Origin of the sequence: Rhodopseudomonas sp. BR0C11 (assembly GCF_010820945.1) — a bacterium.
GTDB classification, from domain to species: domain Bacteria; phylum Pseudomonadota; class Alphaproteobacteria; order Rhizobiales; family Xanthobacteraceae; genus Rhodopseudomonas; species Rhodopseudomonas palustris_H.
In genome coordinates this window covers 1-26,502 of record NZ_QTKI01000015.1, presented here as the reverse complement: position 1 = coordinate 26,502, position 26,502 = coordinate 1, and the positions used below count along the sequence as shown (strand labels likewise).

Sequence of the window (26,502 nt, the reverse complement as noted above, 5' to 3'; positions counted from 1 at the left end):
CCCCGGGGCCGGTGGAAGCGAGCTGCGCCACCGCCGGCTCGACCAGCACGGCCGACAGGCCGTCACGGGCGCTCAACGGCCGGCAGGCCTTGCCGCCGGCCAGCAGCGTCTCGCGCACCACCGCGCCGGCGAGACCGGCCGAGCCTTCCGGCGGATCGACATTGAGCGCGGCCAGCAGCAGCGGCGCCACCAGGCGATCGTACAGCGGGCCCGAGCAGTTGATGGTGTCGCCGATCAGCTTGGTGGTCGGCGCCCACAATAGCGGCATCAGGCCGAGGTAATCGCCGATCGAGGTATCCGGCACGCGGCTCTTGGCATCGAACAGCCACAGCGGCAGCTTGCCGCTGCCGAGCTTCAGTCGCCAGCGCGCATTGGCCGGCAGATCGATGAAGTCGAACTCGGCACTCGCGGGACCGACAAGGCCGGCCTCGGTGCCGATCGTGCGCGCGTAGTCGCAGGCGGCCTGATTGCCGGACAGCAGCAGGTGATTGCCGTTGTCGATGACGAGCCCGGTCTGGGCATCGAAATACGAGCGGCAGCGGCCGCCGGCCTGCTGCATCGCTTCGTGAACCTGGACGGTGAGACCGGCGCGGGCGAGCCGGATCGCGGCCGCAAGGCCGGAGATTCCCGCACCAATGACGTGAACTGTTTTCGACATCACACGATCGCGTATTGCAGCAGGATGGCGATCTTCGAAGCCTTGCCGAGCTTCACCGGGGCGCGCGGCGCTGCGAAACCGCGCGCGATCAGAAGCTGCAAGATCGAGTAGTAGTACTTGCCCATGATGCGGGGAGCCTTCACCACCCGGCGCGGATTGCGGTTCATCACCTTGTCGGCGGCGGCGAAATGCGCGAGCGCACGCTCGACCAGCGGCGCGCAGACGCTCGGCAGCGCCGGATGCGCCGCGACCACGCGCGGATCGGTGGCGGTGATACCAGCCTTGTGCAGCAGCTCGCTCGGCAGATACAGCCGGCCGATACCGGCATCCTCGTCGATGTCGCGCAGGATGTTGGTGAGCTGCAGCGCGCGGCCGAGATGATGCGACAGCTCGATGCCGTCGCCTTCCGGCAGACCGAAAATGCGCACCGACAACCGTCCCACCGCGCTGGCGACGCGATCGCAATACAGATCGAGCGTGGCTTCATCGGGCGCCCGGATGTCGGCGTCGACATCCATTTCCATGCCGTCGATGATCGCTTCGAAATCCTCGCGCTTCAGTCCGAAGGTGCGCAGCGACTCCTGATAGTCGGCAAGCCGCGGCGGCTGTGCGCCGCGATACAGCGCCGCGATGTCGTCGCGCCATTGCTGCAGCTCGGCGCCCCGCTGCTCGCGCGGCCGATCGGAATCAGCGATGTCGTCGACGAAGCGGCAGAAGCTGTAGACCTGGAACATCGCCTCGCGCTGCGGGCGCGGCAGGATGCGCATCGCGGCGTAGAACGAACTGCCGAGCGCGACGCCTTGATGCGCGGCCGGCTCTGGCGTGGCGTGAACGGTCATGCGCGCGGCGCCGGATGCGACACCGGCCCCTTTCCGAAGCTGCGACGGACGATCTCCGAACTCATCGCGCCGAAGCTGGCGATGACGAATTCGATCGGCTTCAGATGCACGCGCTCGCTGAGCGGATCGCGGGTCTGCAGCATCCGCACGATGCGATCGGCATAGGCCTGGATCACCGAGACTTCGAGACCGAGGCGATAATCCTTGATCTCGGCGGCGAGCGGCCGACCGTCGCCGAGCAGCGATGCGGTGCGGACCGCGAGGCCCTGCAGGCATTTCAGCAGCGCCGGCGACGACTTCTGCAGGCCGAGGTCTTCGACCTTGGCGCCAGCGGCATCGAGCACGTCGCGCGGCAGATACACGCGATTGAGGGTGCGGTAGTCCTTGCCGCAGTCCTGCAGGTGATTGTTGATCTGAAGCCCAGCGCATAGAGCGTCGGACGCCTGCCACGTCGTGGTGCTTTCACCGTGGACGTCGAGCATGAAGCGGCCGACCGGCATAGCCGAGTAGCGGCAGTAGTGGATGACCTCGTCCCAATCCTCGTAGCGCAGCTTGGTGACGTCCATCCGGAATGCGGTCAGCAGATCGAGGGCGTGGCGCGGCGGCATGCCGCGCTCGGCGAGCGCCCGGCGCAGATGCACCGCCTCGGGCTGGGTCTCGCCGCGGCCGAGCAGCTCGGCTTCAAGCAGATCGAGATATTCGAGCTTGGTGCCGGCATCGAGCATCTCGTGATCGGCGATGTCGTCCGCGGTCCGGACGAAATTGTAGAACGCCAGAATCAGGTCGCGGTGTCGCGGATGGATGATCCACGACGCGACCGGGAAATTCTCGTCCCGGTGGGTCTTGCCCGATCGAAGCTCGCTCGCAGACGTCATCGGCACTGGCTAAACACTTGGTTTGAACACGAAAAAAAGCGAACGGCCGCACCCGGCCGGGCCGGGCGCACCGTTCGCGACGCCATATAAGGGAAATCGCCGGCTAAACCAACGATCTTGACGGACGATGTCCGGGCCGCAGTTTCGCCCGGATCGCCGCCGCGGCCGCCAGACCGGGCCGAAACCGGCCCGGCGGATGCCGACTCACCGCCTCACTGGCCGTGGCTGACCAACACCTGGTTGCAGGCTTTGCTGATCTTCTCGCGATTCTGCTGCAGGCAGGACAGGATCACCAGATCGCTCTGCTCCATCACGGAGCGGCAGAAACGCGACACGTCCCGCGAGCAGGCCTTCTGCTCGGCTTCGGTGCCGCTTCGCTGCTGTTGCTGGGCATTGGCGCCGGAGGACATCGAAACGAGCAGCAACGCGAGCGCAACCAAGGTCTTTTGCATTGTCTTCCTTCGATATGTGGCTGGGGGTCGAAACCCGTTCTCGATCACATCTACGGCGCCGCTTGGAAGGGGTCGCGGTGCACACGATCGGCACAACGGTATGATGCGTCGATCAAGGTGACAAATACGGCCAAATTAGTGCCGACGCACGCGCCTTCGCGGACGGGTGGCGCAAAGCCGCGGAATACCTGTCGCTTTTTCACGAAACGTTGCCGATTTGATGCAAATCTTATAGTTCCGCTAGCAGCGCGGATGGAACACCACGCGCCATGCGCCCTGGTGTGCATGCGCAGCGTTACTATGTGATTTGAACCTGCCACAAGGCGAACACACTAACCAGCGACGTGACGCCACCGTCGTCACCCCCGCGATCTCCCAAGGATGGCCAGAATGAGCCTGCTTCGTTCCACCACTTCCTCCATCCATGCGTTGAAGGCGGCCGGGATCGGCGCCGCGATGCTGTTCTCGGCATCGGCGGCGCTGGCAGATCCCGGACCGTTCGCCGGGTTTGAAGGAGCATGGTCGGGGACCGGCACCGTGGCACTGTCCGACGGCACCAAGGAGCGGATTCGCTGCAAGGCGACCTACCGGGTCGGCGGCGGCGGCAACGAACTGGTGCAGACCCTGCGCTGCGCCAGCGACAGCTACAAGTTCGACCTCTCCAGCAACGTCACCAGCAGCGGCGACCGCATCTCCGGCAACTGGAGCGAAGCCAGCCGCAACGTCAATGGCAGCCTGCAGGGCAAGGCCGGCGGCGGCCATATCGAAGTATTCGTCGAAGCCGCCGGCTTCGCCGCCAGCATTTCGCTGACCACGCACGGCAACAAGCAGTCGGTGGCGATAAGCTCGAAGGGCGAGATCCGCGGCGTCAACATCTCGATGACCCGCGGCTGATCACCGCCCTCTTCGGCTCCATCAACAAAAAGCCCTCCGGATCGGCCGATCCGGAGGGCTTTTGCTTTTCGACAAGCCGATCGTTTGTCGTGCGCTACACCACCGAGCCGGCGTTGCCTTTGCCGCGCAGGCGGTGCGCAACGCTGATCAGCCACATTGCGGTCGGGCGCAGGATGAACAGGTCGGCGATCAGTGCCGCCACCATCGCGAAGGCGCTGAGCCAACCGAACAGTCGCAGCGACGGCAGGTCCGAGAACACCGTGACGCCGAGGCCGCAGGCCAGCACCACGGTGGTGAGGATCAGGGCCGGGCCGACCAGCACGGTGGCGCGTTCGACGGCGAGCCCGGCGCTGACGCCAGGCGGGCTCTCCAGCCGCAGCCGGTTGAGGAAGTGGATGGTGGCCGACAGGCCGAGGCCGAACGACACCGTCAGCGCGACCACGCTGGCGAATTGCAACCCCTCCCCCATCAGCCACAACAGCGTGCCCGACAGCACCACCGGGAAGATGCCCGGCAGGATGCAGGCCAGCATCACCACGACCGAGCGGAACGCCAGGCCGATGAAGATCGCCACCAGCGCGAACTCGATGGTGAGGCCGTGGTTGAGCTTGGAGATCATGTCGGCGCTGTTACGCGCCGCGATTGCCGACAGACCGGTGACCGCGACCTCGTAGCCCGGATGCTTCTGCCGCACACTGTCGAGGGCGTGATCGAGCTTTTGCACCACCGGCAGGATTTCGCTGGAGTCGAGATCAGGCACGCGCCCCGACACCACTACCGCGGTCTGATCCTCGGCGATGAAGCGCCGCACCAGATTGGCGGGCAGCAGGTCGACATATTCCTTCAGCGTGTCGACGCTGGTGGTATGCGCCTTCTCGGCGAGCCAGCGGCGCAGCGTTTCCACCGACCAGACGTTGCCGACGCCGGCCTGCTTCTCGACCGTGGAATGAACCTCGGCGATGATCTGCAGGCTCTCGGGCGAATACAGCGACTGGCCCTTGGGGAATTCGATCAGCACGTCGATCGGATTGGCGCCGGTGAGCTTGGCGTCGAGCCGGTCGCTCGCCTGCACCGCCTGCTCCTTGTCGGGCACCTGGTCGGCTAGCCGATAGCGCGGCTCGAGGTTGGCGTAGATCACCGCCAGGCCGCCGACCACCAGCACCGCCAGCAGGCTGAACAGGCCGGGACGGCCGACCATCCGCACCGCGATGAAGGCGCAGAACCGGCGCAGCGCGTTGACGCCGAGATCGGCGCTCTGGAATTTCGCCGCGAAGGCTTCCTCGTGACGCACCAGCAGCACGCCGAACACCGGCACCAGCGTCAGCACCGCGACCAGCGCCAGTACGGTGGCGAGCAGGCCCGCCTCGCCGAACGCGCGGATCAGGTCGGAATTGGAGAACTGCAGCGCGATGAATGAAATGCCGGCGGTGGCATGGGTCAGCACGCAGGCCGGCCCGACCACCAGCACGGCGTTCTTGAACGCAGTGTATTTGTCCTCGCCAGCGATCAGCCGGTCTCGTGCCGCGAAGGTCAGCTGCATCGAGTCCGAGAAGCTGATCACCATGATCAGCGGCGTCATCACGTTGAGGAACATGTTGAGGCTGAAGCCGGCCCAGCCGAGCACGCCGAGCGCCAGCAGGATCGCCAGCAGCGGCGGGAACGCCGCCACCACCATGAACGAGATCTTGCGGAAGAACAGAATGGCGATGACGCAGCCGGCCAGGATGCCGGCGAGGTTGTAGATCAGCCCGTCGCGTTCGACCGCGTTGCGGATTTCGAGCTGCATCACCGGCACGCCGGACAGTTGCCGGCTGAGGCCCGAGCCCTCGAGATCGTCGGCCATCACCTTGCGCATTTCACCGATCGTGGCGCGCAGCCGCGTGTTGTCGGCCACCACCTTCGGATCGAGCGACAGCACGACCAAGGCCAGGGTGCCGTCCTCCGACAGCAGCTTGCCGCGAATGATCTCGTTGGACTTCACCGTCTGGACGAACTGATCGTAGGCCTCGCCTTCCGGCAAGTCCGACGGGAAAAGCGCCGCCGGCAGCTTGCCCGGCTCGGGTGCCTGCCGCGCCGAGAACAGCGAGATCAGGCCGCGGACGCCATCGATCAGTTGCAGATCTGTGACGGTGTCGCGCAGCTTCTCCAGATTCTCGCGCGCCAGCAGCTCCTTGCCCTCGACCACCATCAGCACGTCGAACTCCGTCGACGGAAACCGCTTGGTGACCTCCTCGTACTGCTTGAACTCCTTGGTGTCGGAGCGAAACAGTTGGCTCAGAGAGTCGTCGATCTTGATCCGTTCGATGCCGAACACGGCGCCGACGATGAGTGCCAGCAGGATGATGCATGACACCACCGGCACGCGCAGCGGGATCAGACCCAGCCGCTCCAGACCAAAAGCGATGCTAACCCGCCGTCGCTTCAATTCCGCGACTTCGGTGTCGCTCACGTTTCTATCCAGCATGCGCTGTTCCGTCCTGTCGATCGCTCGTCCTAGCCAAACTTCCCGGCACGAATGCGACAGCGTCGCATCGCCCGGGATCCTGGTGTTGGGACATGCAGCAATTCACCACGTGCGCAGGCTCGGACCGACCGCCCTTCGGAATCGAGACTGGGAACCGGAATCCACCAGATTCGCGGCCCGGTTGCGAGTTTTCCGGCAGCTTGGGATCACGGTGGAGGCAGTTCCGGCATCAGGCTGCCGCTCTCGTCCTTCAGCGCCACCCCGGTCACCTGCCGCACCAAGCCTTCGCGGATCAACCAGGCAATCTTGTGCGCCGCCTCGTCTGCCGAAATCCCGGAAGCGTGGATATTCGAGACGCAATTACGGTCTGCATCGGTGAGGCCGGAGCGCGGTCCGAACGTCAGATAAGCGCCGAGGCTGGCTGGTGCCGACAGGCCCGGCCGTTCGCCGATCAGCACCACCGCCATCCGGGCACCGAGCGCCGCGCCGACCTCGTCCCCGAGCGCGACCCGGGCGCCGGTCGCCACCACCGCGGCCCCGACGCCGATCCGCGCTGCGGCGAGCCGCGGTAACAGATGCCGCACCACCGCGGTCGCCTGGGCCGCCACCGCGACCGGAGACAAGCCGTCGCCGATTACCAAGGCAACGTCGCCCGCCTGCGGGGCTCCCGCCAGGAGATCACGCGCGGCCGGGTCGAGCTGCCGGCCGAGATCCGGCCGGGCCAGATAGTCCCGCCGGTCGGCGGCGCGGCTCGACAGCTGCAGGGTCGCCAGGCCGAGCGCCTGCAGCTCGGCGGCGAGCGCCGCGGCATCGAAGCCGGCATGGACGGCGTCGCGGGCGCGGGCATGGGCCAGGGTGAAATCCAGCAACGCCTCGGTCGGCAGGCTGGCGCCAGCGCGGCCGAGCGCGACGCGGGCTGGGGTCAAACGGCGCAGCTCGGCCAGCGAGCGCGGCGGGGTGGCAGGTGAGTTCATCGTTGTCCTTATTCCGCCGGGACCGCCGCCTCGCGCAGGCGCAGCGAGTAGTTCGAGGCGTTGGCATGGCCGCGCGAGGCTTCGCGCGCGTAGATGATCAGATGATGCGCCACCACCATCACCAGCAGCAGGTTTTCGATGTCGCCGCGAACCAGACGCCGCAGCGCGAACTTCCAGAACGCCAGCTTGTAATCGCCGCGAACGCCGATCTGCCAGATGATGTTGCGCAGCATGATCATGCCGCGTTTGATATTGGCCTTCGACGCCCGCTGCGGCGTCGAAGGATGCAGCCGCGTCGCGTAGGCGTGACCGATCTGGTACTCGTAGCGTTTCAGCAGCGCCTCGGGCTCGTAAGCCCGCGCCATGCAATCCTTCCACATCGCTACCACCTGATCGTGCGGCAGCAGGAAGTCGACGTTGGATTCGCGGTTGTCGTCGTGGACCAGCCGGCCTTCGCGTTCCAAGCGATCCCACAGCGGCGTCTTCGGCAGCGCCTGCAGCAGGTTGATGGTGAGCAGCGGAATCTGCGACTGCTCGATGAACTGCATCAGAAACTCGCCGGTCTCCGGCGTATCGGTGTCGAGGCCAAGGATGATGCCCGACACCACCTCGATGCCGTAGCTCGAAATCGTCCGCACGCCTTCGAGGATCGGGACCATCATGTTGTGGTCCTTGTGCATCGCCTTCAGCGCAGTCGGGTCCGGCGTCTCGATGCCGCAGAAGATCGTGCAGAAATATGCCTCCCGCATCAGTTCGAGAATCTCGGGCCGCTTGGCAATGTTCAGCGTCGCCTCGCAGGCGAGCTGCAGCTGAAAGCCGGTGCGCTTCTGCCACTCGACCAGATGCGGCAATAGATCGAGCGCCGCCTTGCGATTACCGATGAAATTGTCGTCGACGAAATACACCGAGCCGCGGATGCCGCATTCGATCATGCGGTCGAGCTCGGTGATGATCTGCTCCGGCGTCTTCAGCCGAGGGTTGCGGCCGTACAGACCGGGGATATCGCAGAATTCGCACTGGTACGGACAGCCGGAGGAATACTGGATGCTGCCGAGCAGATATTTGCTGCATTCCGCCAACTCGTAAGCCGGAATCGGAAACAGCGTCATGTCGAGGCGGTCTTCAGTGGTGAACACGACCTGCCGCTTCGGCCGCGTCACGTCGTGGGCCAGTCTGGCGATCAATTGATCGGTCGCGTCGCCGAGCTCGCCGACGTGCAGATAGTCAAAATTCGGATAGTAGTCGGGGCAGGCGCTGACGGACGGACCGCCGAGCGCGACCGGCAGGTCGAAATCATGCGCGCGCCGGCAGATGTCGTTCATCTGCTGCCGCTGGATATGCATGCCGCTGACGAACACCGCGTCGGCCCAGGCGAAATCGTCTGCTGTCGCGGGGCGGATGTTCTCGTCGATGAAGCGAACCGACCATTCGTCCGGCAGATAGGCAGCGATCACCAGCAGCCCCTGCGGCGGCATGAAGGCAGCGACATTGTCCATCAACGGATAGGAGTGCTGAAACGTACCGAAGGACTTGGTGTAGCGCGGGAAGACACACAGAATACGACGACTGGTCTGCCCGGATTCGGCCTTCATCGAACTTTCCCCGCGAACGTCACGCTGTCCGAGTTGGTTGCGGTGACCGCACGCACGGTTCGACCACCGGCCCCAAAAACGGCAAGTCCAATACAACTGCGCGACTCGCGACCGGTTCCCCACGGCTGCAAAAATCCCGCCCGATCGCGGCCGTGATGCATGATCTAATCACGACCGCCGCGGAGCGGCCAGCGTTTCTTTGGCGGGTTCTGGACGACGGCGCGCGATCAGGCGATCAGCCGCGCTGCGATCTCCGGCAGCAGGGCACCATCCGTCAGCGGGCGGTGATCAGGGCCGGCAAAACCGGCGCGGACCAGCCAGTTGTCGAATTCCGGCGCACGCTTCAAGCCGAACAAATCGCGGACGTACAGCGCATCATGAAACGAGGTCGACTGGTAGTTCAGCATCACGTCATCCGCGCCCGGCACGCCCATGATGAAATTGACGCCGGCCGCTGCGAGCAGCGTAAGCAGCGTATCCATGTCGTCCTGATCGGCTTCGGCATGGTTGGTGTAGCAGATGTCGACCCCGAGCGGCAGGCCGAGCAGCTTGCCGCAGAAATGATCCTCGAGGCCCGCGCGCACGATCTGCTTGCCGTCGTACAGATATTCCGGGCCGATGAAGCCGACCACGCTGTTGACCAGCAGGGGCGAGAACGCCCGCGCCACCGCATAGGCGCGTGCCTCGCAGGTCTGCTGATCGACACCATGATGCGCGTTCGCCGACAGCGCCGAGCCCTGCCCGGTCTCGAAATACATCACGTTTTCGCCGACCGCACCCCGCTTCTGCGCCAGGGTCGCCTGATGAGCTTCGGCGAGCAATGCCAGATCGATCCCGAAGCTGCGATTGGCGGCTTCCGTGCCGGCGATCGACTGGAACGTCAGGTCGACCGGCGCGCCCTGCTCGATCAGGCGCAACGTCGTGGTGACATGGGTGAGGACGCAGCCCTGGGTCGGAATCGCCAGGTGCGTGATGATGTCGTCAAGCAGTCGCACCAGCTGGCCGAGCACCGCCGGATCGTCGCTCGCCGGATTGATGCCGATGCAGGCGTCGCCGGCGCCGAGCAGCAGGCCGTCCAGAATGGACGCAGTGATGCCGCGGGCATCGTCGAACGGATGGTTGGGCTGCAGCCGCACACTCATCCGTCCCGGCAGCCCGATGGTGTTGCGGAAGCGAGTGACCACGCTGCACTTCTTCGCCACCAGGATCAGGTCCTGATTGCGCATCAGCTTCGACACCGCGGCGACCATTTCGGGTGTCAGGCCCGGCGCCAGCGCGGCCAGTGCCGCCGGAGTGGCAACGTCCGACAGCAGCCAGTCGCGGAAGCCGCCGACGGTGAGCGAGGCCACAGGTGCGAACGCCGCCGCGTCGTGACGGTCGGCGATCAGCCGTGTCACCTCGTCGGCCTCGTATGGGATCACCATCTCGGACAGGAATTGCCGCAGCGGCAGGTCGGCCAGCGCCATCCGCGCCGCCACCATCTGCTCGGCGCTTTCGGCGGCGATGCCGGCGAGGCGATCGCCCGAGCGCGGCGGGCTCGCCTTGGCGAGCACGTCGCGCAGGTCTTCGAACACGAACGAGACGTTGCCGATGCTGTGGCGATAGATCATGGCGTCCCCGGCACGTTGCTGCGAGTGCAGCTCGGGCCGGAGGGTAGCAAAGGCGTCCGCGTCAGGCGACCCGCACGGTTGCGAGAAATTTAGCCACCTCGGCGCGCAGCCGGTTGTTTTCGTGGGACAGCAACTGCGCCGAGGTCAGCACCTCGTCCGAGGCCGCACCGGTGTCGGCGGCACCGCGATTGACGTTGCCGATACTGGCGGCAACCTGATTGGTGCCGATCGCCGCCTGCTGCACGCTGCGGGCGATCTCCTGGGTGGCGCTGCCCTGCTCGCCGACCGACGCCGCGATGGTCGAGGAAATATGCGCGATCTTGCCGATGGTGCCGCCGATCTCCTTGATCGCGTACACCGACTCCCGGGTCGCGGCCTGCATCTCGGCAATCTGCGCGCTGATTTCGTCGGTGGCTTTTGCGGTCTGCTCCGCCAGCGCCTTGACCTCCTGCGCCACCACCGCGAAGCCACGCCCCGCCTCGCCCGCACGGGCCGACTCGATGGTGGCGTTGAGCGCCAGCAGATTGGTCTGGCCGGCGATGGTGGTGATCAGTTGGGTGACATCGCCGATGCGGTTGGCGGCCTGCGCCAGCTTGGCGATCCGCGCGTCGGTCTGTTCGGCCTGCTGCACCGCTTCGTCCGCGATCTTGCGCGACTCGCTAACCTGGCGGCCGATCTCTTCGACCGAGGCCGACATCTGCTCGGTAGCGGACGCCACCGACTGCACATTGGTGGAGGTCTGCGATGAGGCTGCCGCCACCATGGTGGCTAGCTGCTGGGTCTCGGCGCTGCCCTTGGCGAGCGCGCCGGCGGAGACCTCCAGTGCCTGCGAGGCGACGCCGACCTGTTCGACGATCTGTCCGACCGCGGCTTCGAAACCGTCGGCGAGCTGATGCAGCTCGGCGCGGCGGGCTTCGGCGGCGATCTGTTCCTGGCGCTGGCGCTCGGCCTGTTCGCGCTCCGCCTTGGCCACGGCCTGCACTTTGAAATCCTCGACGGCGCGCGCCATCTGGCCGACCTCGTCGCCTCGGTCCAGCCCCGGCAACTGCACCTCGAAATTGCCGGCCGCGAGATCGTGCATTGCGCCGGACATCGCCACCACCGGGCGGGCGATGCCGCGGCCGATTAGGAACGAGAACGCGATGCCGACCAGCGCGGCGGCCGCGACGATGCCGCCCAGCATCCATTGCTCGCGTTCGAGCGCAATGCCGGTGTGGGCGATCTCGCGATCCCGGCTGTCGTTGGTCGACAGGATCAGGTCGCTGACCAGCGAGTCGATATCGGTAAAACTCTTCTCAGCGCTCTTGATGAACAGCAAGGCCGAGCCGGCATCGCCATCGGCCATCTCGACCGCGTTCTTGGCCTGCCTCTGATAGGCGGCGACCGCAGCCTTGAGTTTCTGGAACGGGGGCTTGGCCGCGTCGGCGCCGAGCGCCTTCTCGACCTCGCCGAGCGAGGTCGGGATCTGCGCCAACGCCGCGGTAGTTTCCTTCATCACCTTGGTGAGCTTGGCCGCATCGCTCTCGTTGGCGGCGGTCGCCGCCATCCGGTACAGCTTGGCGTGCGCGGTCCAGGCGGCATTGTTGAGGTCGGAGGCAAGCTCGGAGAGCCGCACCGGACCCGACACCAGCTTGTCGACGTTTTGCTGATTATCGCGTAGCGACACAAGCGCGAACGCGCCGACGCCGATCATCACCAGAACGAGGAATGCGGGAGCGAGCTGGACCTTCCACGACAGTCCGAGGTGTTTGATCCAGCTTCCCATCAGCAACGTCCTGATTTCAGTTCAGCAGCGAGCGGGGGCGATACGCGCCGCCGTTACAGTTTGTAGACGCCGGCGCAGACCGCAGTGTTGTCGAGCCGTTCGCAGTACATTTCCTTGGGCTCGACTTTTTTGCTGACCGGATTGACGAATTTGTAGTCCTGCCAGAACGACGGCTGCTTGGCGGCCATCTCGACGCGCTCCTTGACGTAGAGCTTGCCGTCGACGTCCTGCGCGTCGATCATGTCCTTGCCGATAAACTTGGCGTTGGCGCCGTGCGCCAGGACCTTGCCGTCGAGCTGATAGACCACGACGTAGAGGTCGTCCTTCACGAACGGGCCGGCCTTATCGCTGATCACCACATAGGCCTTCTCGGCGCCGTCGGCCTTGATCGCCTCGACGGCCTTTTTGACCATCGCAACGGCATCGTCCTTGCTGGCGCCGGCCAGCGCCGGAGCGGCAGCGAACGCCAGCGCGGCGGCGGCCGCCGCCACGGCGATCATCTTATGGCTCATGGAAAACTCCTCCTGGGAAATGCGAAAGCTCAGGCGCGGCCACGTTGACGAGCAAACGCGAACGTTGAGTTAAGCACCACCCTGGGGTTGCTACCAGGCGTCCGACTGGTGAACTGATAACTAACCGGAGGGAACTAATTCTCGGCTTGCGCAGGTCTGCGAGCAGCTAGCGGGCGCTCTGCGGCTGTCCGGTGCGCTACTCGACCGGAATGACATCGACCGCCACCGAGAGTTTCTGTCGGCGAGAGCCGACGATGACGCCGTCGACCGGGGAGACATCCGAGAAGTCCCGGCCGACCGCCAGGACGATGTGATCCGTTGCAACCAATAGGTCGTTGGTCGGGTCGAAGCCGATCCAGCCGAGTTCGTTGCCGCACCACACCGACACCCAGGCGTGGGTCGCATCGGCGCCCTGCAGCCGCTCCTGCCCCTCGGGCGGATAGGTCCGCAAATAACCGCTGACATAGGCGGCCGGCAGACCGAGGCCACGCAGGCCGGCGATCATCACATGGGCGAAGTCCTGGCAGACGCCGTGGCGCTTCTCGAACACTTCGGCCAGCGGCGTCGAAATCACCGTCGCCTTGGGATCGTAGCGGAATTCGGTGCGGATCCGCCGCATCAGCTCGGCGGTGCCGGCAAGCACGCCGCGGCCGTGCGGAAAACTCTGCGCCGCGTAGCGGGTCACCGCCGGCAGGATCGGCACCAGCGGGCTGGCAAACACGTAGCCGACCGGTGAGGACGCGCCGAGGCTCGGGCTGGTGAGCGCGGCATCGCGGACCGGCTCCCAGGGCTGGCTGCCGGAGTCGCGCGGCGGCGGCTGCCGCGTCACCTCGACCCGCGACCGGCTGTCGATCCGCAGCACCTTATGCGGCGCCTCGATCACGATGCTCTCCGTCACCGTGCCGAAGAAGTCGGTGCGAGCGGTGCGGGCCGCCGGCCGCGGCTTGATCTCGATCGCATGCGACAGCAGCAACTGGCCGGGCTCGGAGATCGGCTTCAGGCGCAGCGAGCAGCGGGCGAAACTCACCTGGCTGCCGTAGGAATAAGTCGTGACGTGGCGAATGTCGTAGATCACGCCAGCCCCGTCAGCTTTTCCGGCCGCATCGCGCTGGCGCCGTGCGGGAAGTAGTGCGCGCCGACCGCCTCGGCGAGGCTGAGTAGATCCTGCTCCAGCGCGAACAGCCACGACGCGTCGATGGTCTCGGCTTCGGCGGCGGTCAGCTTCGCCAGCGTCGAGACCGCCAGCCGCTGCGGCCGCTCGATCAGTCCGCCTTCGTGCAGCGCCGGCAGGCTGGCGATGTGGTCATTGAGCTCTTCGACCTGGAACGCCACCGAACGCGGATTGTACGGGTCGAGCACGGCAAGATCGCGCACCGGCGCGAGCAGCGGCGCCAGCAGATAGCGCGACCGATAGGTGATCTGCGAATCCACCAACGTCAGCAGCACGTCGAGATCTTCGGCGGTGGCGCCGTCGCAGGAGAACTGCCGGGCGAACCGCGCGGTGTTGACGGCGCGCTCGACGCGGCGGCCAATCCGCAGGAAGCGCCAGCCGGCGGCGCGGTTCATGTTTTCGTTCGACAGGCCGGAGAAGCTCGCGAGCTCCTGCAGCGCGACCTCCGCGGCCTGGACCACCGCTTCTTCGCCCTCGACCGGCACGGCGAGGCGCGCCTCCATCTGGGTGATGACGTGCCAGGCATCCGGCGACAGCCGCTCGCGGAGCGACGAAGCGTTGCGCTGGGCGGCGCGGATCAGCGACAGCGCCGAGCCGAAGTCATCCGGACTCTGCAGCGCATCGGCCGCGATCTTCGCAGTCTGCGCGCGCGGGCCGAGCGAGGTCGCGCCCCAGGCGATCAGTAATCGCTGGATCTTCTCGATCGCATGGTGCAGCGGCCCCTTGCCGGGATCGCGCTGCGGCGCGCTGAGCGCGCGCAGCAGCCGCAGCGTCGCCTCGGCGCGTTCGAGATAGCGGCCGAGCCAGAACAGATTGTCGGCAGCGCGGCTCGGCAGCACGCCGGTGATGCGGCGAATGCGGACGCTGTCGACGGCGGGCAATAGCGACGACGGCGCCACCGCATGATCGGCCACCACCCACACGTCGGCGGCGCGGGCGCCCTCGCCCATCGACACCGCCCGCGAGTCGAGCCGGTCGGCGATCCGGCAGAACCCGCCGGGCATCACCGCCCAGCCGTTCTCCGTGGCGGCGGCGAATACGCGCAGCACAAACGGCCGTGGCGCCAGCTTGCCGTCGTCCCATACTGGCGTGGTGGACAGCCGCACTTGCTCCTGCGCCACGTAGTCGAGGCCGCGCGCCGCAATCGCGTCGCGCAGATGATCGCGCACCACCGGCGGCAATTCGCCGGGCAGCACCGGACCGTGATGCGAGAAACCCGGCACGCTCTGGCCGTAAGCGCCTTCGATCACGAACTCGTCGAGCCGGTCGAGCACTTCTTCGCGCGCAGCCGTCTGGCCGCACCACCAGGTGGCGATGTGCGGCATCTTGAGGTCTTCGCCGAGCAGCCGGCGCGCCAGCGGCGGCAGGAAGCCGAGCAGCGAACGCGCTTCGAGCACGCCGGAGCCCGGCATGTTGGCGACCACCACGCCGCTCTTGCGGATAACATCAATCAGGCCGGCAACGCCGAGCTGCGATGAAGCGTCGAGCTCCAGCGGATCGAGCGAATTGGCATCCACCCGGCGCAGCAGCACGTCGATCCGCTTCAGGCCGGCGACGGTGCGGATGTGCAGACGATCGTCGGCGACCGCGAGGTCATCGCCTTCGACCAGCAGGAAACCGAGATAACGCGCCAGCGTGGCGTGCTCGAAGTAAGTCTCGCTGAACCGGCCCGGCGTCAGCAACCCGATGCGCGGCTCATCGCGATCGGCGGTCGCGCGCAGGCTGTCTCGGAACGCCTCGAAGAACGAGGCGACGCGCTCGACATTCATCGATTTGTAGAGATCGTTGAAGGCGCGCGACAGCACCAGACGGTTTTCCAGCGCATAGCCGGCGCCCGACGGCGCCTGGGTGCGATCGCCCAGCACCCACCACTGCCCGTCCGGGCCGCGGCCGATGTCGGCCGCGTAGAAATGCAGATAGCGGCCACCCGGCGGTTTGACGCCGACCATCGGCCGCAAGTAATCGGCACTGCCGGCAATCGCGGCGGCCGGCAGAGCGCCGTCGGCGATCAGCGAGCCTTGGCCGTAGATGTCCTGCAGCACGCCTTCGAGCAGCGTCGCGCGCTGGGCGATGCCGGCGGCGATCTGCTGCCACTCGCTTTCACCGATCAGCAGCGGCACATGGCTGAGCGGCCAGGCCCGATCCGCAGCGTCGCCCGGCGCCCGATAAGTGACACCGGCATCGCGCAAATGCCGGTCGGCGGCGGCGAAGCGGCGCTCGATCTCGTCGGCGGAGAGAGCTGCGAACGCGTCGAAATAACGACTCCACACCGCCCGCGGCTGGCCATCCGCGCCGATGAATTCGTCGGGGATGCCGGGCAGGCGCACGTAGTCGCGGCTCCACTGCGCAACCTTGCGGTCGCGCGGTCGAGCCTTCCGGGCCGGGCCGCCTTGCTGCGCCATTGTCTCATCCCCCATACGGAATGATTCAATGCAGCAGCGGCGTCCGCAAGTCGAGGGTCAGCGGGAATTCAAGTGTGCGTTCTTCCTGCGGCGGATCGATCCGCCCCGGGGTGTGGCCGTGATCCTGGAACCGCGCCAGCCGCCGCGCCTCGGCTTCGTACGAGTTCACCGGCTTGGTCTCGTACGCCCGTCCGCCTGGATGGGCGACGTGATAGACACAGCCGCCGAGCGAGCGGCCATTCCAGGTGTCGACGATGTCGAACACCAGCGGCGCGTGCACCGGAATGGTCGGATGCAGCCCGGAGGCCGGCTGCCACGCCTTGAAACGCACCGCCGCCACCGCCTCGCCGGCCCGCGCGGTCGGCGTCATCGGCAGCCGGCGGCCGTTGCAGGTGATGACGTGGCGGCCTTCGACGAAGCCTTCTGCCTTGACCTGCAATCGCTCCACCGACGAGTCCACGAACCGCACCGTGCCGCCGGCAGTGCCCTCCTCGCCGAGCACGTGCCACGGCTCCAGCGCCTGCCGCAGCTCCAATGTGACACCGCCATGATACACGCTGCCGAACACCGGAAAGCGAAACTCGAGCTGCGCGGTGAACCACTCCGGCTCGAACGCATAGCCCGCGCGTGCCAGCTCGCCGAGCACGTCGCGGAAATCCTCCCACAAATAATGCGGCAGCATGAAGCGGTCGTGCAGCGCCGTGCCCCAACGGACGAACTTGCCGTCCAGCGGCTCGCGCCACAGCATCGCGATCAGCGCGCGGATCAGAAGCTGCTGCGCGAGGCTCATCCGCGGATCGGGCGGCATCTCCAGCGCGCGGAATTCGACCAGGCCAAGACGGCCGGTCGGACTATCCGGCGAGTACATCTTGTCGATGCAGATCTCGGCGCGATGGGTGTTGCCGGTGATATCGACCAGGATGTTGCGGAACAGCCGGTCGGCGAGCCACAGCGGGCCCTTCACGCCCGGCGGCGGCACCTGGGCCAGCGCGATCTCGAGTTCGTAAAGCGAATCGTGCCGCGCCTCGTCGATCCGCGGCGCCTGGCTGGTCGGGCCGATGAACATGCCCGAGAACAGATAGGACAGCGACGGATGCCGCTGCCAAAACAGCACCAGGCTCTTCAGCAGATCCGGCCGTCGCAGGAACGGCGAATCCGCGGGGCTGGCGCCACCGACCACGACATGATTACCGCCGCCGGTGCCGGTGTGGCGGCCGTCGATCAGGAAGCGGTTGGCGCCGAGCCGCACTTGCGCGGCGTCCTCATACAGTCCGAAGGTGGTGCGCACCGCCTCGCGCCAATTCTGCGCCGGCTGGATGTTGACTTCGATCACGCCCGGATCTGGCGTCACCTTGATGACGTCGATGCGCGGATCGTAAGGCGGTGGATAGCCCTCGATATGGACGCGGATCTGCATCTCTTCAGCGGTGGCTTCGACCGCGGCGATCAGTTCGAGGTAGTCCTCGATGGTCTCGGTCGGTGGCATGAAGGCGCACAGCACGCCCTCGCGAAGCTCGATCGACATCGCAGTGCGCACGCCGCCTTTGCGCAGCTTCTGCTCCTCGACAGGCTGGCTTGTGGTCGCTTCGCCAGCCGACTGTTCAAACACCGCCATCTGCTCGCGCTCGGGCTCGGCTTCGTTCGCCGGCGGCGGCGCGAATTGCGGCAGTGCACCACGCGGCTCGAGCGGATCGCGTGGCACGATGTACGGATAGTCGTCTTCCGGGATATGCGGCAGCGACGAGATCGGCAGCCGGAAGCCGAGTGGCGAGTCGCCCGGCAACAGAAACAGATTGCCGCGCCGCAGTTTCCAGCGCTCGCTGCGCCAGCGCTTCTTCTGTGCCGACGCGGCGTCCGCGTTCCACGCCTGGATCGGGAGCACGAAGCCCCGCGGCGTGTTCAGCCCGGTGTCGAACACCCGCGCCATGCGGGCGCGCTCTTCTGGGTCGGCAAGCTTGTTGTCGTGCGGATCGACGTTCGGCGGCAGCGTCGCTTCCTTTTGCAGCCAATGGGTCGGATCCTCATAGGCCGGCAGCACGTAGTCGGTGTCGATGCCGAGACGTTTGGCCGTGCCGATCGCGAACTGCTCGGCTTCCTCGACCTTGGCCGGACGCTGGCCGACCACCGGCGCGATCAGCTCGCCATTCTTCCAGATCGGCACGCCGTCCTTGCGCCAATACAGGCCGAACGCCCAGCGCGGCAGGCTTTCCCCCGGGTACCATTTGCCCTGGCCGAAATGGAGAAGCCCGCCGGGCCCAAACCGCGTGCGCAGCCGCCGGATCAGATCGTCGGCCAGCATCCGCTTCGCACCGCCGACCGCAGCGACGTTCCACTCCGGCGATTCCATATCGTCGATCGATACGAAGGTCGGCTCGCCGCCCATCGTCAGCCGCACGTCGTGCGTGGTCAGATCAGCGTCGACCTTTTCGCCGAGCGCATCGAGCCGCGCCCAGGATTCGTCGGAGAACGGCTTGGTGATGCGCGGCGCTTCGCGGATGCGCTCGACCCGCATGTCGAACTTGAAATCGACATTGGCGAAGCCGACCACGCCGGAGATCGGCGCGGCCGTGCGATAATGCGGCGTGGCCGCGACCGGGATATGGCCCTCGCCGGCAAGCAATCCCGACGTGACGTCGAAGCCGACCCAGCCGGCGCCGGGCAGATACACTTCGGCCCAGGCGTGCAGATCGGTGAAGTCGTGCGCCGCGCCCTTTGGGCCGTCGAGCGACTCGATATCGGGGCGAAGCTGAATCAAGTAACCGGACACGAAACGCGCCGCGAGACCGAGATGCCGCAGCGTCTGGATCAGCAGCCACGCCGAGTCGCGGCACGAGCCGGCACCCTTGGCGAGCGTCTCTTCCGGGGTCTGCACCCCCGGCTCCATCCGGATGATATAGTTGATGCGCTCGCGCAGTTTGGCGTTGAGATCGACCAGGAAGTTGACCGTGCTCTCGGCCTCGCGCGGAATCGAATCGAGATAGGCTTTGAACAGCGGTCCCGGCTCGGTCGTCGCCAGATACGGCGCCAGCTCGTGCTGCAAGTCGGCGGTATATGAGAACGGGAAGCTCTCGGCGTAACTTTCGACGAAGAAGTCGAATGGGTTGATCACCGTCATCGCCGCGGTGAAATCGACCTCGATCTTGAGTTCGTCGGCCTTCTCCGGAAACACGAACCGCGCCAGCCAATTGCCCTGCGGGTCCTGCTGCCAATTGATGAAGTGGTTCGCCGGCGTGACCTTCAGCGAATACGACAGAATCGGCGTCCGCGTATGCGGCGCCGGACGCAGCCGGATGGTCTGGGGGCCGATGTCGACCGGGCGGTCGTATTTGTAATGCGTGACGTGATGAAGGGCGACGTAGATCGACACGAGGGCAGCTCCGGCATTGAATTTGAGCAGAACACCGGAACTTGCGGCAATCAAGCGCTAACAAAGGGCAAGGCGTGCACAAGCGGAAGGCGTCTGGCCCCTCACACACTGCTGTCATCGCCCGCGAAGCCGGGCGACCCAGTATCCCAGAGCGTTTGCGACCGAACACCAATGCGCTGGAATACTGGATCCTCCGCTTTCGCGGAGGATGACGGTGAGTGGGGATTGAAGGCGGCGGCCCTTACGCCTTCCCGCCCGAATTCTTCCGCGTCTCGGCGACCCAGCTGCGCGCGCCGATCGCCATGATGCCGCTGTCGTTGAGCAGCGTCACCAGCTTGAAGCCGAGCGCGATGTTGCGCGCGGCGCCTTCCGGACCGGAGCAATGGATGCCCGGATAGATGCCGCGCTTGTCGCATTCCTTCAGCAGCTTGTCGTAGATCTTCAGGATCTCCGGCTCGTCACGGTCGAGCTTCGGCACCAGACCATAAGAGAAGCCGAGATCGGACGGACCGATATAGACGCCGGCAATGCCCTCGACATCGAGGATCGCTTCCATGTTCTCGACCGCGGTGCGGGTCTCGATCATCGGGATGCACAGCGTCTCGTCGTTCGCGGTCGTCTGATAGTTACCCGACGAGCCGTACAGTCCGGCGCGGATCGGACCGTTGCTGCGGGTGCCGCGCGGCGGGTACTTGCAGTACTGGACGAAGTTCTCGGCTTCTTCCTTGGTGTTGACCATCGGGCAGATCACACCATAAGCGCCGCCGTCCAGCACCTTGCCGATGATGCCCGGCTCGTTCCACGGCACCCGCACCATCGGCGTCACCGGGTGCGCCTGCATGCCCTGGAAGCAGGTGACCATCGATTGATAATCCTGCACGCCGTGCTGGATATCGACCGTGATGCTGTCGAACCCACACTGCGCCATCACCTCGGCCGAGAACCCCGACGGAATCGCCAGCCAGCCATTGACCACGACTTTGCCGTCGGCCCAGAGTTGTTTGACTTTGTTTGCCATGTCGTTCCTCGAAGATATTTCAAATGGTCGATGTTCTTGGCTTTCTGCGTCATCGCCGGGCTTGACCCGGCGATCCATCGTGAGAAGGACGATGGATGCGCGGGTCAAGCCCGCGCATGACGGGCGGATTTGGTAATAATCGCCTCACGCCGTCGCCGCTTGGATCGCCAGCCCGGACACGCCGACTCCGCGGGCGTCTCTGGATCTCCGGGGATCAACACCTGATCGACGCCGGCGACCGTCTTCGAGCTCTTGAAGAAGTCGATGTAGCGGGTGACTTCGGCATCGAACACATGCGCCGGATCGATCCGCTTGGGATCGACGTAGATCGAGAACATGCCGTTGGCGAATGGCCGGTTCGGACCGGTCGCACCGTTGCCGGTGAGCGCGCCACCCAGCAGCTCGCAGATCAGCGCCAGCCCCGAGCCCTTGTGCTCCCCGAAGGCGCGGATCGCCCCTGTGCCATTGGCGTGGTTGATCGGGCCGTCCTTCTCGTGCGGGCCGTACAACGTCGCCGGATCTTCGCTCAAGGAGCCGTCGGCATTGATCAGCGCGCCTTGCGGCAGCTTCTTGCCGCCGCGCGCCGCGACCAGCACCTTGCCTTCGGCGACGATCGAGGTGGCGAGATCGAGCACCACCGGCGGCGCGTCCGGGCGCGGGATGCCGACGCAATACGGCGCCGTGGACAATCGGCGTTCGACGCCGCCGAACGGCGCAACCAGGATCGAGCCCGCCGCCGTGACGAAATGGATCGATACCAAGCCTTCGGCTGCAGCCATCTCTGCCCAATCGCCGATCCGGCCGATATGTCCGGCATTCTTCAGCGCGACCGCCGACAGCCCTTGCGTCTTGCACTTGTCGATGCCGATCCGCACCGCCTGCGGGCCGACCGTCTGGCCATAACCGAACTTGCCGTCGACCACCGCCAGCGACGGCAGATCGACCGGGACGTCGACGGTCTGGTCAGGATGCACTGCACCGGCGTTGCGCCAGCGGATATACACCGGCACGCGGATGACGCCGTGACTGTCGTGGCCGGTGAGATTGGCGGTGGTGAGATAACAGCCGATCCGCCGCGCCTCTTCCTTCGACGAGCCGGCGCGTTCGAACACCTGGGCGACGAAATCGATCAACCGATCGACCTGCACCGTCACCATGTCGGCGCACTCCTGCGGCCAGCGGTCATGGGTTGCTGCGTCATTCCTCGTCTCCTCCCGGCGCCGCGGCCTTCGCCTGCGGTCGAACTTTGCGGCCGCGAGTTGAGCGAAATTCCGGATCGCTGTCCACCGCGCTCCCGGCATGGCGCACCGGCATCGCCATCAGGCTCGCCTCCAGCTCGCGCAGCAATTCCTGCAGCTCGGCGAGCCTGGTGCCGCCGGTCCGCCGCGTGATCTCGGCGTAGATGGCTTCCGAAAACGGCGCCACCGTCTCGATCAGCTTCAGCCCCTTGGTGGTGATCGACACCATGTTGCGGCGCTGATCATCCTTCGCGAGCTTGCGCGCCACCAGCTTGCGCGTTTCGAGATCACGCAGCATCCGCGACAGGCTCGGACCAAGCAGGAAGGCGTTGTGCGCCAGCTCGGTGACTTCGATCGCATCGACCGCCGTGAGCGCACGCAGGATACGCCATTGCTGCTCGCTGAGCCCGTGAGCGCGCAGCAGCGGCCGGAAGTGCCGCATCACCGCCTCGCGGCTGCGCAGCAGCAGCATCGGCAGCGAGCGCGAGAATTCGCGCATCGGCGGCTCTTTGGTCTGAGCTTTCCCATCCCCGTCATTGCGAGGCGCTTCGCGCCGAAGCAATCCAGCTTTGGGGCGCGCGGCTGGATTGCTTCGATTCACTCGCAATGACGGTGGCGGAGATTTTTGCATCGCAACAGAAGCGGTTTCGGTTTGAGTGCGATCATTTAACATGTTAATCATCTGCCGCGCGACGGTTTTGTTGAATGGACCGCGCAGGGATGAAACGATTTTCGCTGGAGCGACGATGGCGCTTTCGAACGACGACATCCGCGCCGCGGCCGAGCGGCTGGACCAGGCCGAGAAGACCAAGGTGCAGATTCGCCAGCTATCGCTGGATCATCCGGCGATCACGATTCCCGACGCCTACGCGATCCAGGCTGCCTGGATCGAGATCAAGCAGGCTGCAGGCCGCCGCGTGCGCGGCCACAAGATCGGGCTGACCTCGAAGGCGATGCAGAGCCAACTCGGCATCGGCGAGCCCGACAGCGGAATCCTGCTCGACGACATGTTTTTCGACGACGGCGGCATCGTCCCCACCGACCGCTTCATCGCAACGCGGGTCGAGTCCGAGCTTGCCTTCGTCATCAAGCACCGCCTCGCCGGGCCGCATTGCACGATCTTCGACGTGCTGAACGCCACCGATTTCGTGGTCCCGGCGCTGGAGATCCTCGATACCCGGGTGCAGCGCGTCGATCCCGAGACCAAGGCGACGCGCAAGATCTACGACACCATCGCCGACAACGCGGCGAATGCCGGCATCGTGCTCGGCGGCCGGCCGATCCGCCCGCTGGACACCGACCTGCGCTGGATCGGCGCGTTGACCTATAAGAACGGCCAGCTCGAAGAAACCGGGCTCGCCGCGGGCGTGCTCAATCATCCGGCGACCGCGGTGGCGTGGCTCGCCAACAAGATCGCACCGCAGGGCCTTGCCCTGGAGCCTGGACAGATCGTGCTGGCCGGCTCGTTCATCCGCGCCATCGAGACGGCGAAGGGTGATACGATCCAGGCCGACTACGGTCCTTACGGCACCGTGAGTTGTTACTTCGGCTGACGCGACCGAAGCGAGGGATCCATGCCGCATTTCACCATCGAATATTCCGCCAATCTCGACGACAAGCTCGACATCGCCGAAGTCGTCGAGCTGGTTCGCAGCACCGCGATCGAAACCGGGATCTTCCCCGTCGGCGGGGTGCGGGTCCGCGCGATCCGCTGCGAGCACTACGCGATTGCCGACGGCCGGCCCGGCTTTGGCTTCCTTGCGATGCTGCTGCGGCTCGGCGAAGGCCGCGACCTTGCGGCGCGCAAACGCGCCGGCGACCACATCTTCGCCCAGCTCTCGCACTATCTCGATCCGCTGTTCGGCGACGAGGGCTTCGCACTGTCGTTCGACATGGTGGTCAACGACAAGGAGACGAGCTGGAAGCGCAACTCGATCCACGACCTCTTGATTGCCGAGGCCCGCCATGGCTGATGCCGCCACGAACTCTTCCGGATTTCAGGCCAATCTCGACCGCGCCGCGCCACTGCTGAAGCAGCTCAAGGCCGATGGCATCGGCCATCTGATCGGCGGCGAGATCGTCGCGGCCTCATCCGGCGAAGTGTTCGAGACGGCCTCCCCGATCGACAATACGGTGCTGGCGCAAGTGGCGCGCGGCACAGCGGCGGACATCGACCGCGCCGCCAAAGCCGCCAAGGCAGCGTTTCCGGCGTGGCGCGACATGGCACCGGCCAAGCGGCGCAAACTGTTGCACGCGATCGCCGATGCGATCGAGGCGCGCGCCGACGACATCGCCGTGCTGGAATGCATTGACACCGGCCAGGCGTATCGCTTCATGGCCAAGGCCGCGATCCGCGCCGCCGAGAACTTCCGGTTCTTCGCCGATAAATGCGCAGAGGCGCGCGACGGGCTCAACACGCCGAGCGAGGAGCACTGGAACGTCTCGACCCGGGTGCCGATCGGACCAGTCGGCGTAATCACGCCGTGGAATACGCCGTTCATGCTGTCGACCTGGAAGATCGCCCCTGCGCTCGCGGCCGGCTGCACCGTGGTGCACAAGCCCGCCGAATGGTCGCCGGTAACGGCCGACATGCTGGCGCTGATCTGCAAAGAGGCCGGCCTGCCCGACGGCGTGCTCAACACCGTGCACGGTTTCGGCGAAGAAGCCGGCAAGGCGCTAACCGAACATCCGGCGATCAAGGCAATCGCCTTCGTCGGCGAAACCGCGACCGGCGCCGCGATCATGGCGCAGGGCGCGCCGACGCTGAAGCGCGTGCACTTTGAACTCGGCGGCAAGAATCCGGTGATCGTGTTCGACGACGCCGATCTCGACCGCGCGCTCGATGCCGTGGTGTTCATGATCTACTCGCTCAACGGCGAGCGCTGCACGTCCTCGAGCCGGCTGCTGGTGCAGGCTTCGATGGCTGACAGATTTATCGAGAAGCTGGCCGCCCGGGTGCGCGCGCTCAAGGTGGGCCACCCGCTCGATCCGGCCACCGAAGTCGGTCCGCTGATCCATCAGCGCCATCTCGACAAGGTCTGCTCCTATGTCGACGTCGCCCGCAAAGACGGCGCCACCATCGCGGTCGGCGGCGCGCCTTACGACGGCCCGGGCGGCGGCCATTATGTGCAGCCGACGCTGGTGACGAATGCGCGCAGCGACATGCAGGTGGCACAGGACGAGGTATTCGGCCCATTCCTGACCGTGATCCCGTTCAAGGATGAAGCCGAGGCGATCGGAATCGCCAACGACGTCCGCTACGGCCTCACCGGCTATGTCTGGACCGGCGACATGGGCCGCGCCTTGCGCGTTGCCGATGCGCTCGAAGCCGGCATGATCTGGCTGAACTCGGAAAACGTCCGCCATCTGCCGACCCCGTTCGGCGGCATGAAGCAGTCCGGCATCGGCCGCGATGGCGGCGACTACTCGTTCGAGTTCTACATGGAGACCAAGCACGTCTCGCTGGCCCGCGGCACGCATAAGATTCAGAAGCTGGGGGTGGTGTAGTGCGAAGCCTCTCCACTTGTCATTCCGGGGCGCTCGCGAACGCGAGCGAACCCGGAATCTCGCCGCGAGCACAGTTCATGTCCACGATCTCGGGATTCCGGGTTCGCGCCTGACGGCGCGCCCCGGAATGACGTTACAGAACTAACATCCAGTACTGGGGACCTCGCCAATGCCGGTGCCGCAACACGTATTCGATCCGCCGTTCAACATCGTCCGCGCCAGCCATGTGGTGCTCGACGTCGTCGATCTGAACAAGAGCGTCGAGTTTTACGACAAGATCATCGGCCTGCATGTCGAAGACCGCGACGACGCTACCGCTTACTTGCGCGGCTGCGAGGAGCATCAGCATCATTCGCTGGTGCTGCGCAAGGCCGACGCGCCCGCTGCGGCACGGCTCGGCTTCAAGGTCGGCAACGAAGACGATCTCGACAAGGCGGGCAGCTTCTTTGCCGAGAACGGGCTGATCTACAGCTTCGTCGACCGGCCATTCCAGGGCCGTACCCTGCACGTCACCGATCCGTTCGGCTATCGCCTCGAACTCTATGCGACGATGGAAAAGCGGCCGCATCTGCTGCGCCGCTACGAGCGCTATAAGGGCTGCCATCCGCAGCGGTTCGACCATTTCAATGTGTTTGCCGCCGAGACCCAGGACACCATCGAATTCTACGCAAGGCTCGGCTTTCGCCTTACCGAATACGCCGAAGAAGACGGCGACGGCGGCCGGATCGCCGCGGCGTGGATGCACCGCAAAGGCAACGTCCATGATTTCGCGCTGACCAACGGCCGCGGCCCGCGGCTGCACCATTTCGCCTATTGGGTGCCTGGGCCGCTCAACATCATCCACCTCTGCGACGTGATGGCATCGAGCGGGTTCGCTCTTGAGCGCGGCCCCGGCCGGCACGGCATCTCGAATGCGTTCTTCCTCTACGTCCGCGATCCGGACGGCCACCGCATCGAGCTGTATTGCAGCGACTACCAGACCATGGACCAGGACCACGAGCCGCTCCGCTGGTCGCTGCGCGACCCGCGCCGCCAGACGCTGTGGGGAGCGCCTGCGCCGCGCTCGTGGTTCGAACAGGGCTCGCCGTTCCTCGGCCAGGAGGTCCGCGAGCCGGCCTTCGTAGCCGATGTGGTGATTGCGGATTGAACCTCGGAATCGCCAAC

21 protein-coding genes are annotated in these 26,502 nt (G+C 65.8%); 5 read left to right on the top strand and 16 right to left on the bottom strand.

From position 1 onward, the window contains the following. From DYI24_RS02945 to DYI24_RS02930, 4 genes are all read right to left on the bottom strand, one after another. Positions 1-658: FAD-dependent oxidoreductase (locus DYI24_RS02945; protein ID WP_164571195.1), on the bottom strand; the 658-nt coding region annotated here is incomplete at its 3' end. Then, complete coding sequence (gene hpnD / locus DYI24_RS02940) at positions 658-1,497, bottom strand: presqualene diphosphate synthase HpnD (protein WP_164571194.1); 840 nt, start codon at positions 1,495-1,497, stop codon at positions 658-660. The genes hpnD and DYI24_RS02945, both read right to left, overlap by 1 nt. After that, entirely contained in the window at positions 1,494-2,372 is an 879-nt protein-coding gene (hpnC, locus tag DYI24_RS02935) for a squalene synthase HpnC (RefSeq protein WP_164571193.1), read from the bottom strand. Before hpnC ends, hpnD begins: the two co-directional genes overlap by 4 nt. A gap of 212 nt (positions 2,373-2,584) precedes the next feature. Continuing rightward, complete coding sequence (locus DYI24_RS02930) at positions 2,585-2,824, bottom strand: hypothetical protein (RefSeq protein ID WP_011159282.1); 240 nt, start codon at positions 2,822-2,824, stop codon at positions 2,585-2,587. Between the two features lie 390 nt (positions 2,825-3,214). Between DYI24_RS02930 and DYI24_RS02925 the strand changes: the two genes are divergently transcribed. After that, positions 3,215-3,718, top strand: a complete 504-nt coding sequence (locus DYI24_RS02925) for a hypothetical protein (RefSeq protein ID WP_164571192.1) — start codon at positions 3,215-3,217, stop codon at positions 3,716-3,718. A gap of 94 nt (positions 3,719-3,812) precedes the next feature. Here the strand turns inward: DYI24_RS02925 and DYI24_RS02920 are convergent, their stop codons facing one another. The 12 genes from DYI24_RS02920 to hpaR form a co-directional block, all read right to left on the bottom strand. Then, positions 3,813-6,182 (bottom strand): efflux RND transporter permease subunit, encoded by a 2,370-nt coding sequence (locus DYI24_RS02920; RefSeq protein WP_164571191.1) that lies wholly within the window; start codon positions 6,180-6,182, stop codon positions 3,813-3,815. Between the two features lie 206 nt (positions 6,183-6,388). Beyond that, positions 6,389-7,156, bottom strand: coding sequence for an ethanolamine ammonia-lyase subunit EutC (eutC, locus tag DYI24_RS02915; protein ID WP_164571190.1), 768 nt, complete (start codon positions 7,154-7,156; stop codon positions 6,389-6,391). A gap of 8 nt (positions 7,157-7,164) precedes the next feature. Further along, positions 7,165-8,748, bottom strand: coding sequence for a hopanoid C-2 methylase (gene hpnP / locus DYI24_RS02910; protein ID WP_164571189.1), 1,584 nt, complete (start codon positions 8,746-8,748; stop codon positions 7,165-7,167). Positions 8,749-8,975: 227 nt separating this feature from the next. Beyond that, a complete protein-coding gene (locus tag DYI24_RS02905; protein WP_164571188.1) occupies positions 8,976-10,358 on the bottom strand; it encodes an ethanolamine ammonia-lyase subunit EutB in 1,383 nt (460 codons plus the stop codon). A gap of 61 nt (positions 10,359-10,419) precedes the next feature. Beyond that, positions 10,420-12,123: a methyl-accepting chemotaxis protein gene (locus DYI24_RS02900; RefSeq protein ID WP_164571187.1), complete on the bottom strand. Its 1,704-nt coding sequence runs from the start codon at positions 12,121-12,123 to the stop codon at positions 10,420-10,422. Between the two features lie 53 nt (positions 12,124-12,176). Then, entirely contained in the window at positions 12,177-12,635 is a 459-nt protein-coding gene (locus tag DYI24_RS02895) for a cache domain-containing protein (RefSeq protein WP_107345493.1), read from the bottom strand. Positions 12,636-12,831: 196 nt separating this feature from the next. After that, a complete protein-coding gene (locus tag DYI24_RS02890) occupies positions 12,832-13,710 on the bottom strand; it encodes a transglutaminase family protein (RefSeq protein ID WP_164571186.1) in 879 nt (292 codons plus the stop codon). Next, positions 13,707-16,208, bottom strand: coding sequence for a circularly permuted type 2 ATP-grasp protein (locus DYI24_RS02885; RefSeq protein WP_107345495.1), 2,502 nt, complete (start codon positions 16,206-16,208; stop codon positions 13,707-13,709). The genes DYI24_RS02890 and DYI24_RS02885 overlap by 4 nt, the downstream gene beginning before the upstream one ends. A gap of 25 nt (positions 16,209-16,233) precedes the next feature. Continuing rightward, a complete protein-coding gene (locus DYI24_RS02880; RefSeq protein ID WP_164571185.1) occupies positions 16,234-19,575 on the bottom strand; it encodes a transglutaminase family protein in 3,342 nt (1,113 codons plus the stop codon). Positions 19,576-19,816: 241 nt separating this feature from the next. Continuing rightward, positions 19,817-20,593, bottom strand: coding sequence for an HpcH/HpaI aldolase family protein (locus DYI24_RS02875; RefSeq protein WP_164571184.1), 777 nt, complete (start codon positions 20,591-20,593; stop codon positions 19,817-19,819). Between the two features lie 104 nt (positions 20,594-20,697). Then, positions 20,698-21,750: an Ldh family oxidoreductase gene (locus tag DYI24_RS02870; protein ID WP_246701138.1), complete on the bottom strand. Its 1,053-nt coding sequence runs from the start codon at positions 21,748-21,750 to the stop codon at positions 20,698-20,700. 40 nt (positions 21,751-21,790) lie between these two features. Next, positions 21,791-22,600: a homoprotocatechuate degradation operon regulator HpaR gene (gene hpaR / locus DYI24_RS02865; protein ID WP_502706327.1), complete on the bottom strand. Its 810-nt coding sequence runs from the start codon at positions 22,598-22,600 to the stop codon at positions 21,791-21,793. Here hpaR and hpaH point away from each other — a divergent pair. The 4 genes from hpaH (at position 22,578) to hpaD (ending at position 26,485) form a co-directional block, all read left to right on the top strand. Beyond that, on the top strand, positions 22,578-23,384 hold the full coding sequence (gene hpaH, locus DYI24_RS02860) for a 2-oxo-hept-4-ene-1,7-dioate hydratase (protein WP_107356516.1): 807 nt from the start codon (positions 22,578-22,580) through the stop codon (positions 23,382-23,384). The genes hpaR and hpaH overlap by 23 nt on opposite strands. 21 nt (positions 23,385-23,405) lie before the next feature. After that, positions 23,406-23,804 carry a 5-carboxymethyl-2-hydroxymuconate Delta-isomerase gene (locus tag DYI24_RS02855; RefSeq protein WP_164571183.1) on the top strand — a complete coding sequence of 133 codons (399 nt, stop codon included), beginning with the start codon at positions 23,406-23,408 and terminating at the stop codon, positions 23,802-23,804. After that, the gene (hpaE, locus tag DYI24_RS02850; RefSeq protein ID WP_164571182.1) at positions 23,797-25,338 is read left to right on the top strand and encodes a 5-carboxymethyl-2-hydroxymuconate semialdehyde dehydrogenase; all 1,542 of its coding nucleotides are present in this window, start codon (positions 23,797-23,799) and stop codon (positions 25,336-25,338) included. Before DYI24_RS02855 ends, hpaE begins: the two co-directional genes overlap by 8 nt. A gap of 169 nt (positions 25,339-25,507) precedes the next feature. Next, positions 25,508-26,485, top strand: a complete 978-nt coding sequence (gene hpaD, locus DYI24_RS02845; protein WP_164571181.1) for a 3,4-dihydroxyphenylacetate 2,3-dioxygenase — start codon at positions 25,508-25,510, stop codon at positions 26,483-26,485. Positions 26,486-26,502: the final 17 nt, after the last annotated feature.

Bases quoted from the DNA above. Each gene is read 5' to 3' on its own strand.
- DYI24_RS02875 (WP_164571184.1), bottom strand. From the start codon at position 20,593: ATGGCAAACAAAGTCAAACAACTCTGGGCCGACGGCAAAGTCGTGGTC.
- eutC (WP_164571190.1), bottom strand. From the start codon at position 7,156: ATGAACTCACCTGCCACCCCGCCGCGCTCGCTGGCCGAGCTGCGCCGT.
- hpaE (WP_164571182.1), top strand. From the start codon at position 23,797: ATGGCTGATGCCGCCACGAACTCTTCCGGATTTCAGGCCAATCTCGAC.
- hpnC (WP_164571193.1), bottom strand. From the start codon at position 2,372: ATGACGTCTGCGAGCGAGCTTCGATCGGGCAAGACCCACCGGGACGAG.
- DYI24_RS02885 (WP_107345495.1), bottom strand. From the start codon at position 16,208: ATGGCGCAGCAAGGCGGCCCGGCCCGGAAGGCTCGACCGCGCGACCGC.
- hpnP (WP_164571189.1), bottom strand. From the start codon at position 8,748: ATGAAGGCCGAATCCGGGCAGACCAGTCGTCGTATTCTGTGTGTCTTC.
- DYI24_RS02855 (WP_164571183.1), top strand. From the start codon at position 23,406: ATGCCGCATTTCACCATCGAATATTCCGCCAATCTCGACGACAAGCTC.
- hpaH (WP_107356516.1), top strand. From the start codon at position 22,578: ATGGCGCTTTCGAACGACGACATCCGCGCCGCGGCCGAGCGGCTGGAC.
- DYI24_RS02925 (WP_164571192.1), top strand. From the start codon at position 3,215: ATGAGCCTGCTTCGTTCCACCACTTCCTCCATCCATGCGTTGAAGGCG.
- DYI24_RS02930 (WP_011159282.1), bottom strand. From the start codon at position 2,824: ATGCAAAAGACCTTGGTTGCGCTCGCGTTGCTGCTCGTTTCGATGTCC.
- DYI24_RS02900 (WP_164571187.1), bottom strand. From the start codon at position 12,123: ATGGGAAGCTGGATCAAACACCTCGGACTGTCGTGGAAGGTCCAGCTC.
- DYI24_RS02905 (WP_164571188.1), bottom strand. From the start codon at position 10,358: ATGATCTATCGCCACAGCATCGGCAACGTCTCGTTCGTGTTCGAAGAC.
- hpaR (WP_502706327.1), bottom strand. From the start codon at position 22,600: ATGTCGTCGTTCGAAAGCGCCATCGTCGCTCCAGCGAAAATCGTTTCA.
- hpaD (WP_164571181.1), top strand. From the start codon at position 25,508: ATGCCGGTGCCGCAACACGTATTCGATCCGCCGTTCAACATCGTCCGC.
- DYI24_RS02920 (WP_164571191.1), bottom strand. From the start codon at position 6,182: ATGCTGGATAGAAACGTGAGCGACACCGAAGTCGCGGAATTGAAGCGA.
- hpnD (WP_164571194.1), bottom strand. From the start codon at position 1,497: ATGACCGTTCACGCCACGCCAGAGCCGGCCGCGCATCAAGGCGTCGCG.
- DYI24_RS02870 (WP_246701138.1), bottom strand. From the start codon at position 21,750: ATGGTGACGGTGCAGGTCGATCGGTTGATCGATTTCGTCGCCCAGGTG.
- DYI24_RS02895 (WP_107345493.1), bottom strand. From the start codon at position 12,635: ATGAGCCATAAGATGATCGCCGTGGCGGCGGCCGCCGCCGCGCTGGCG.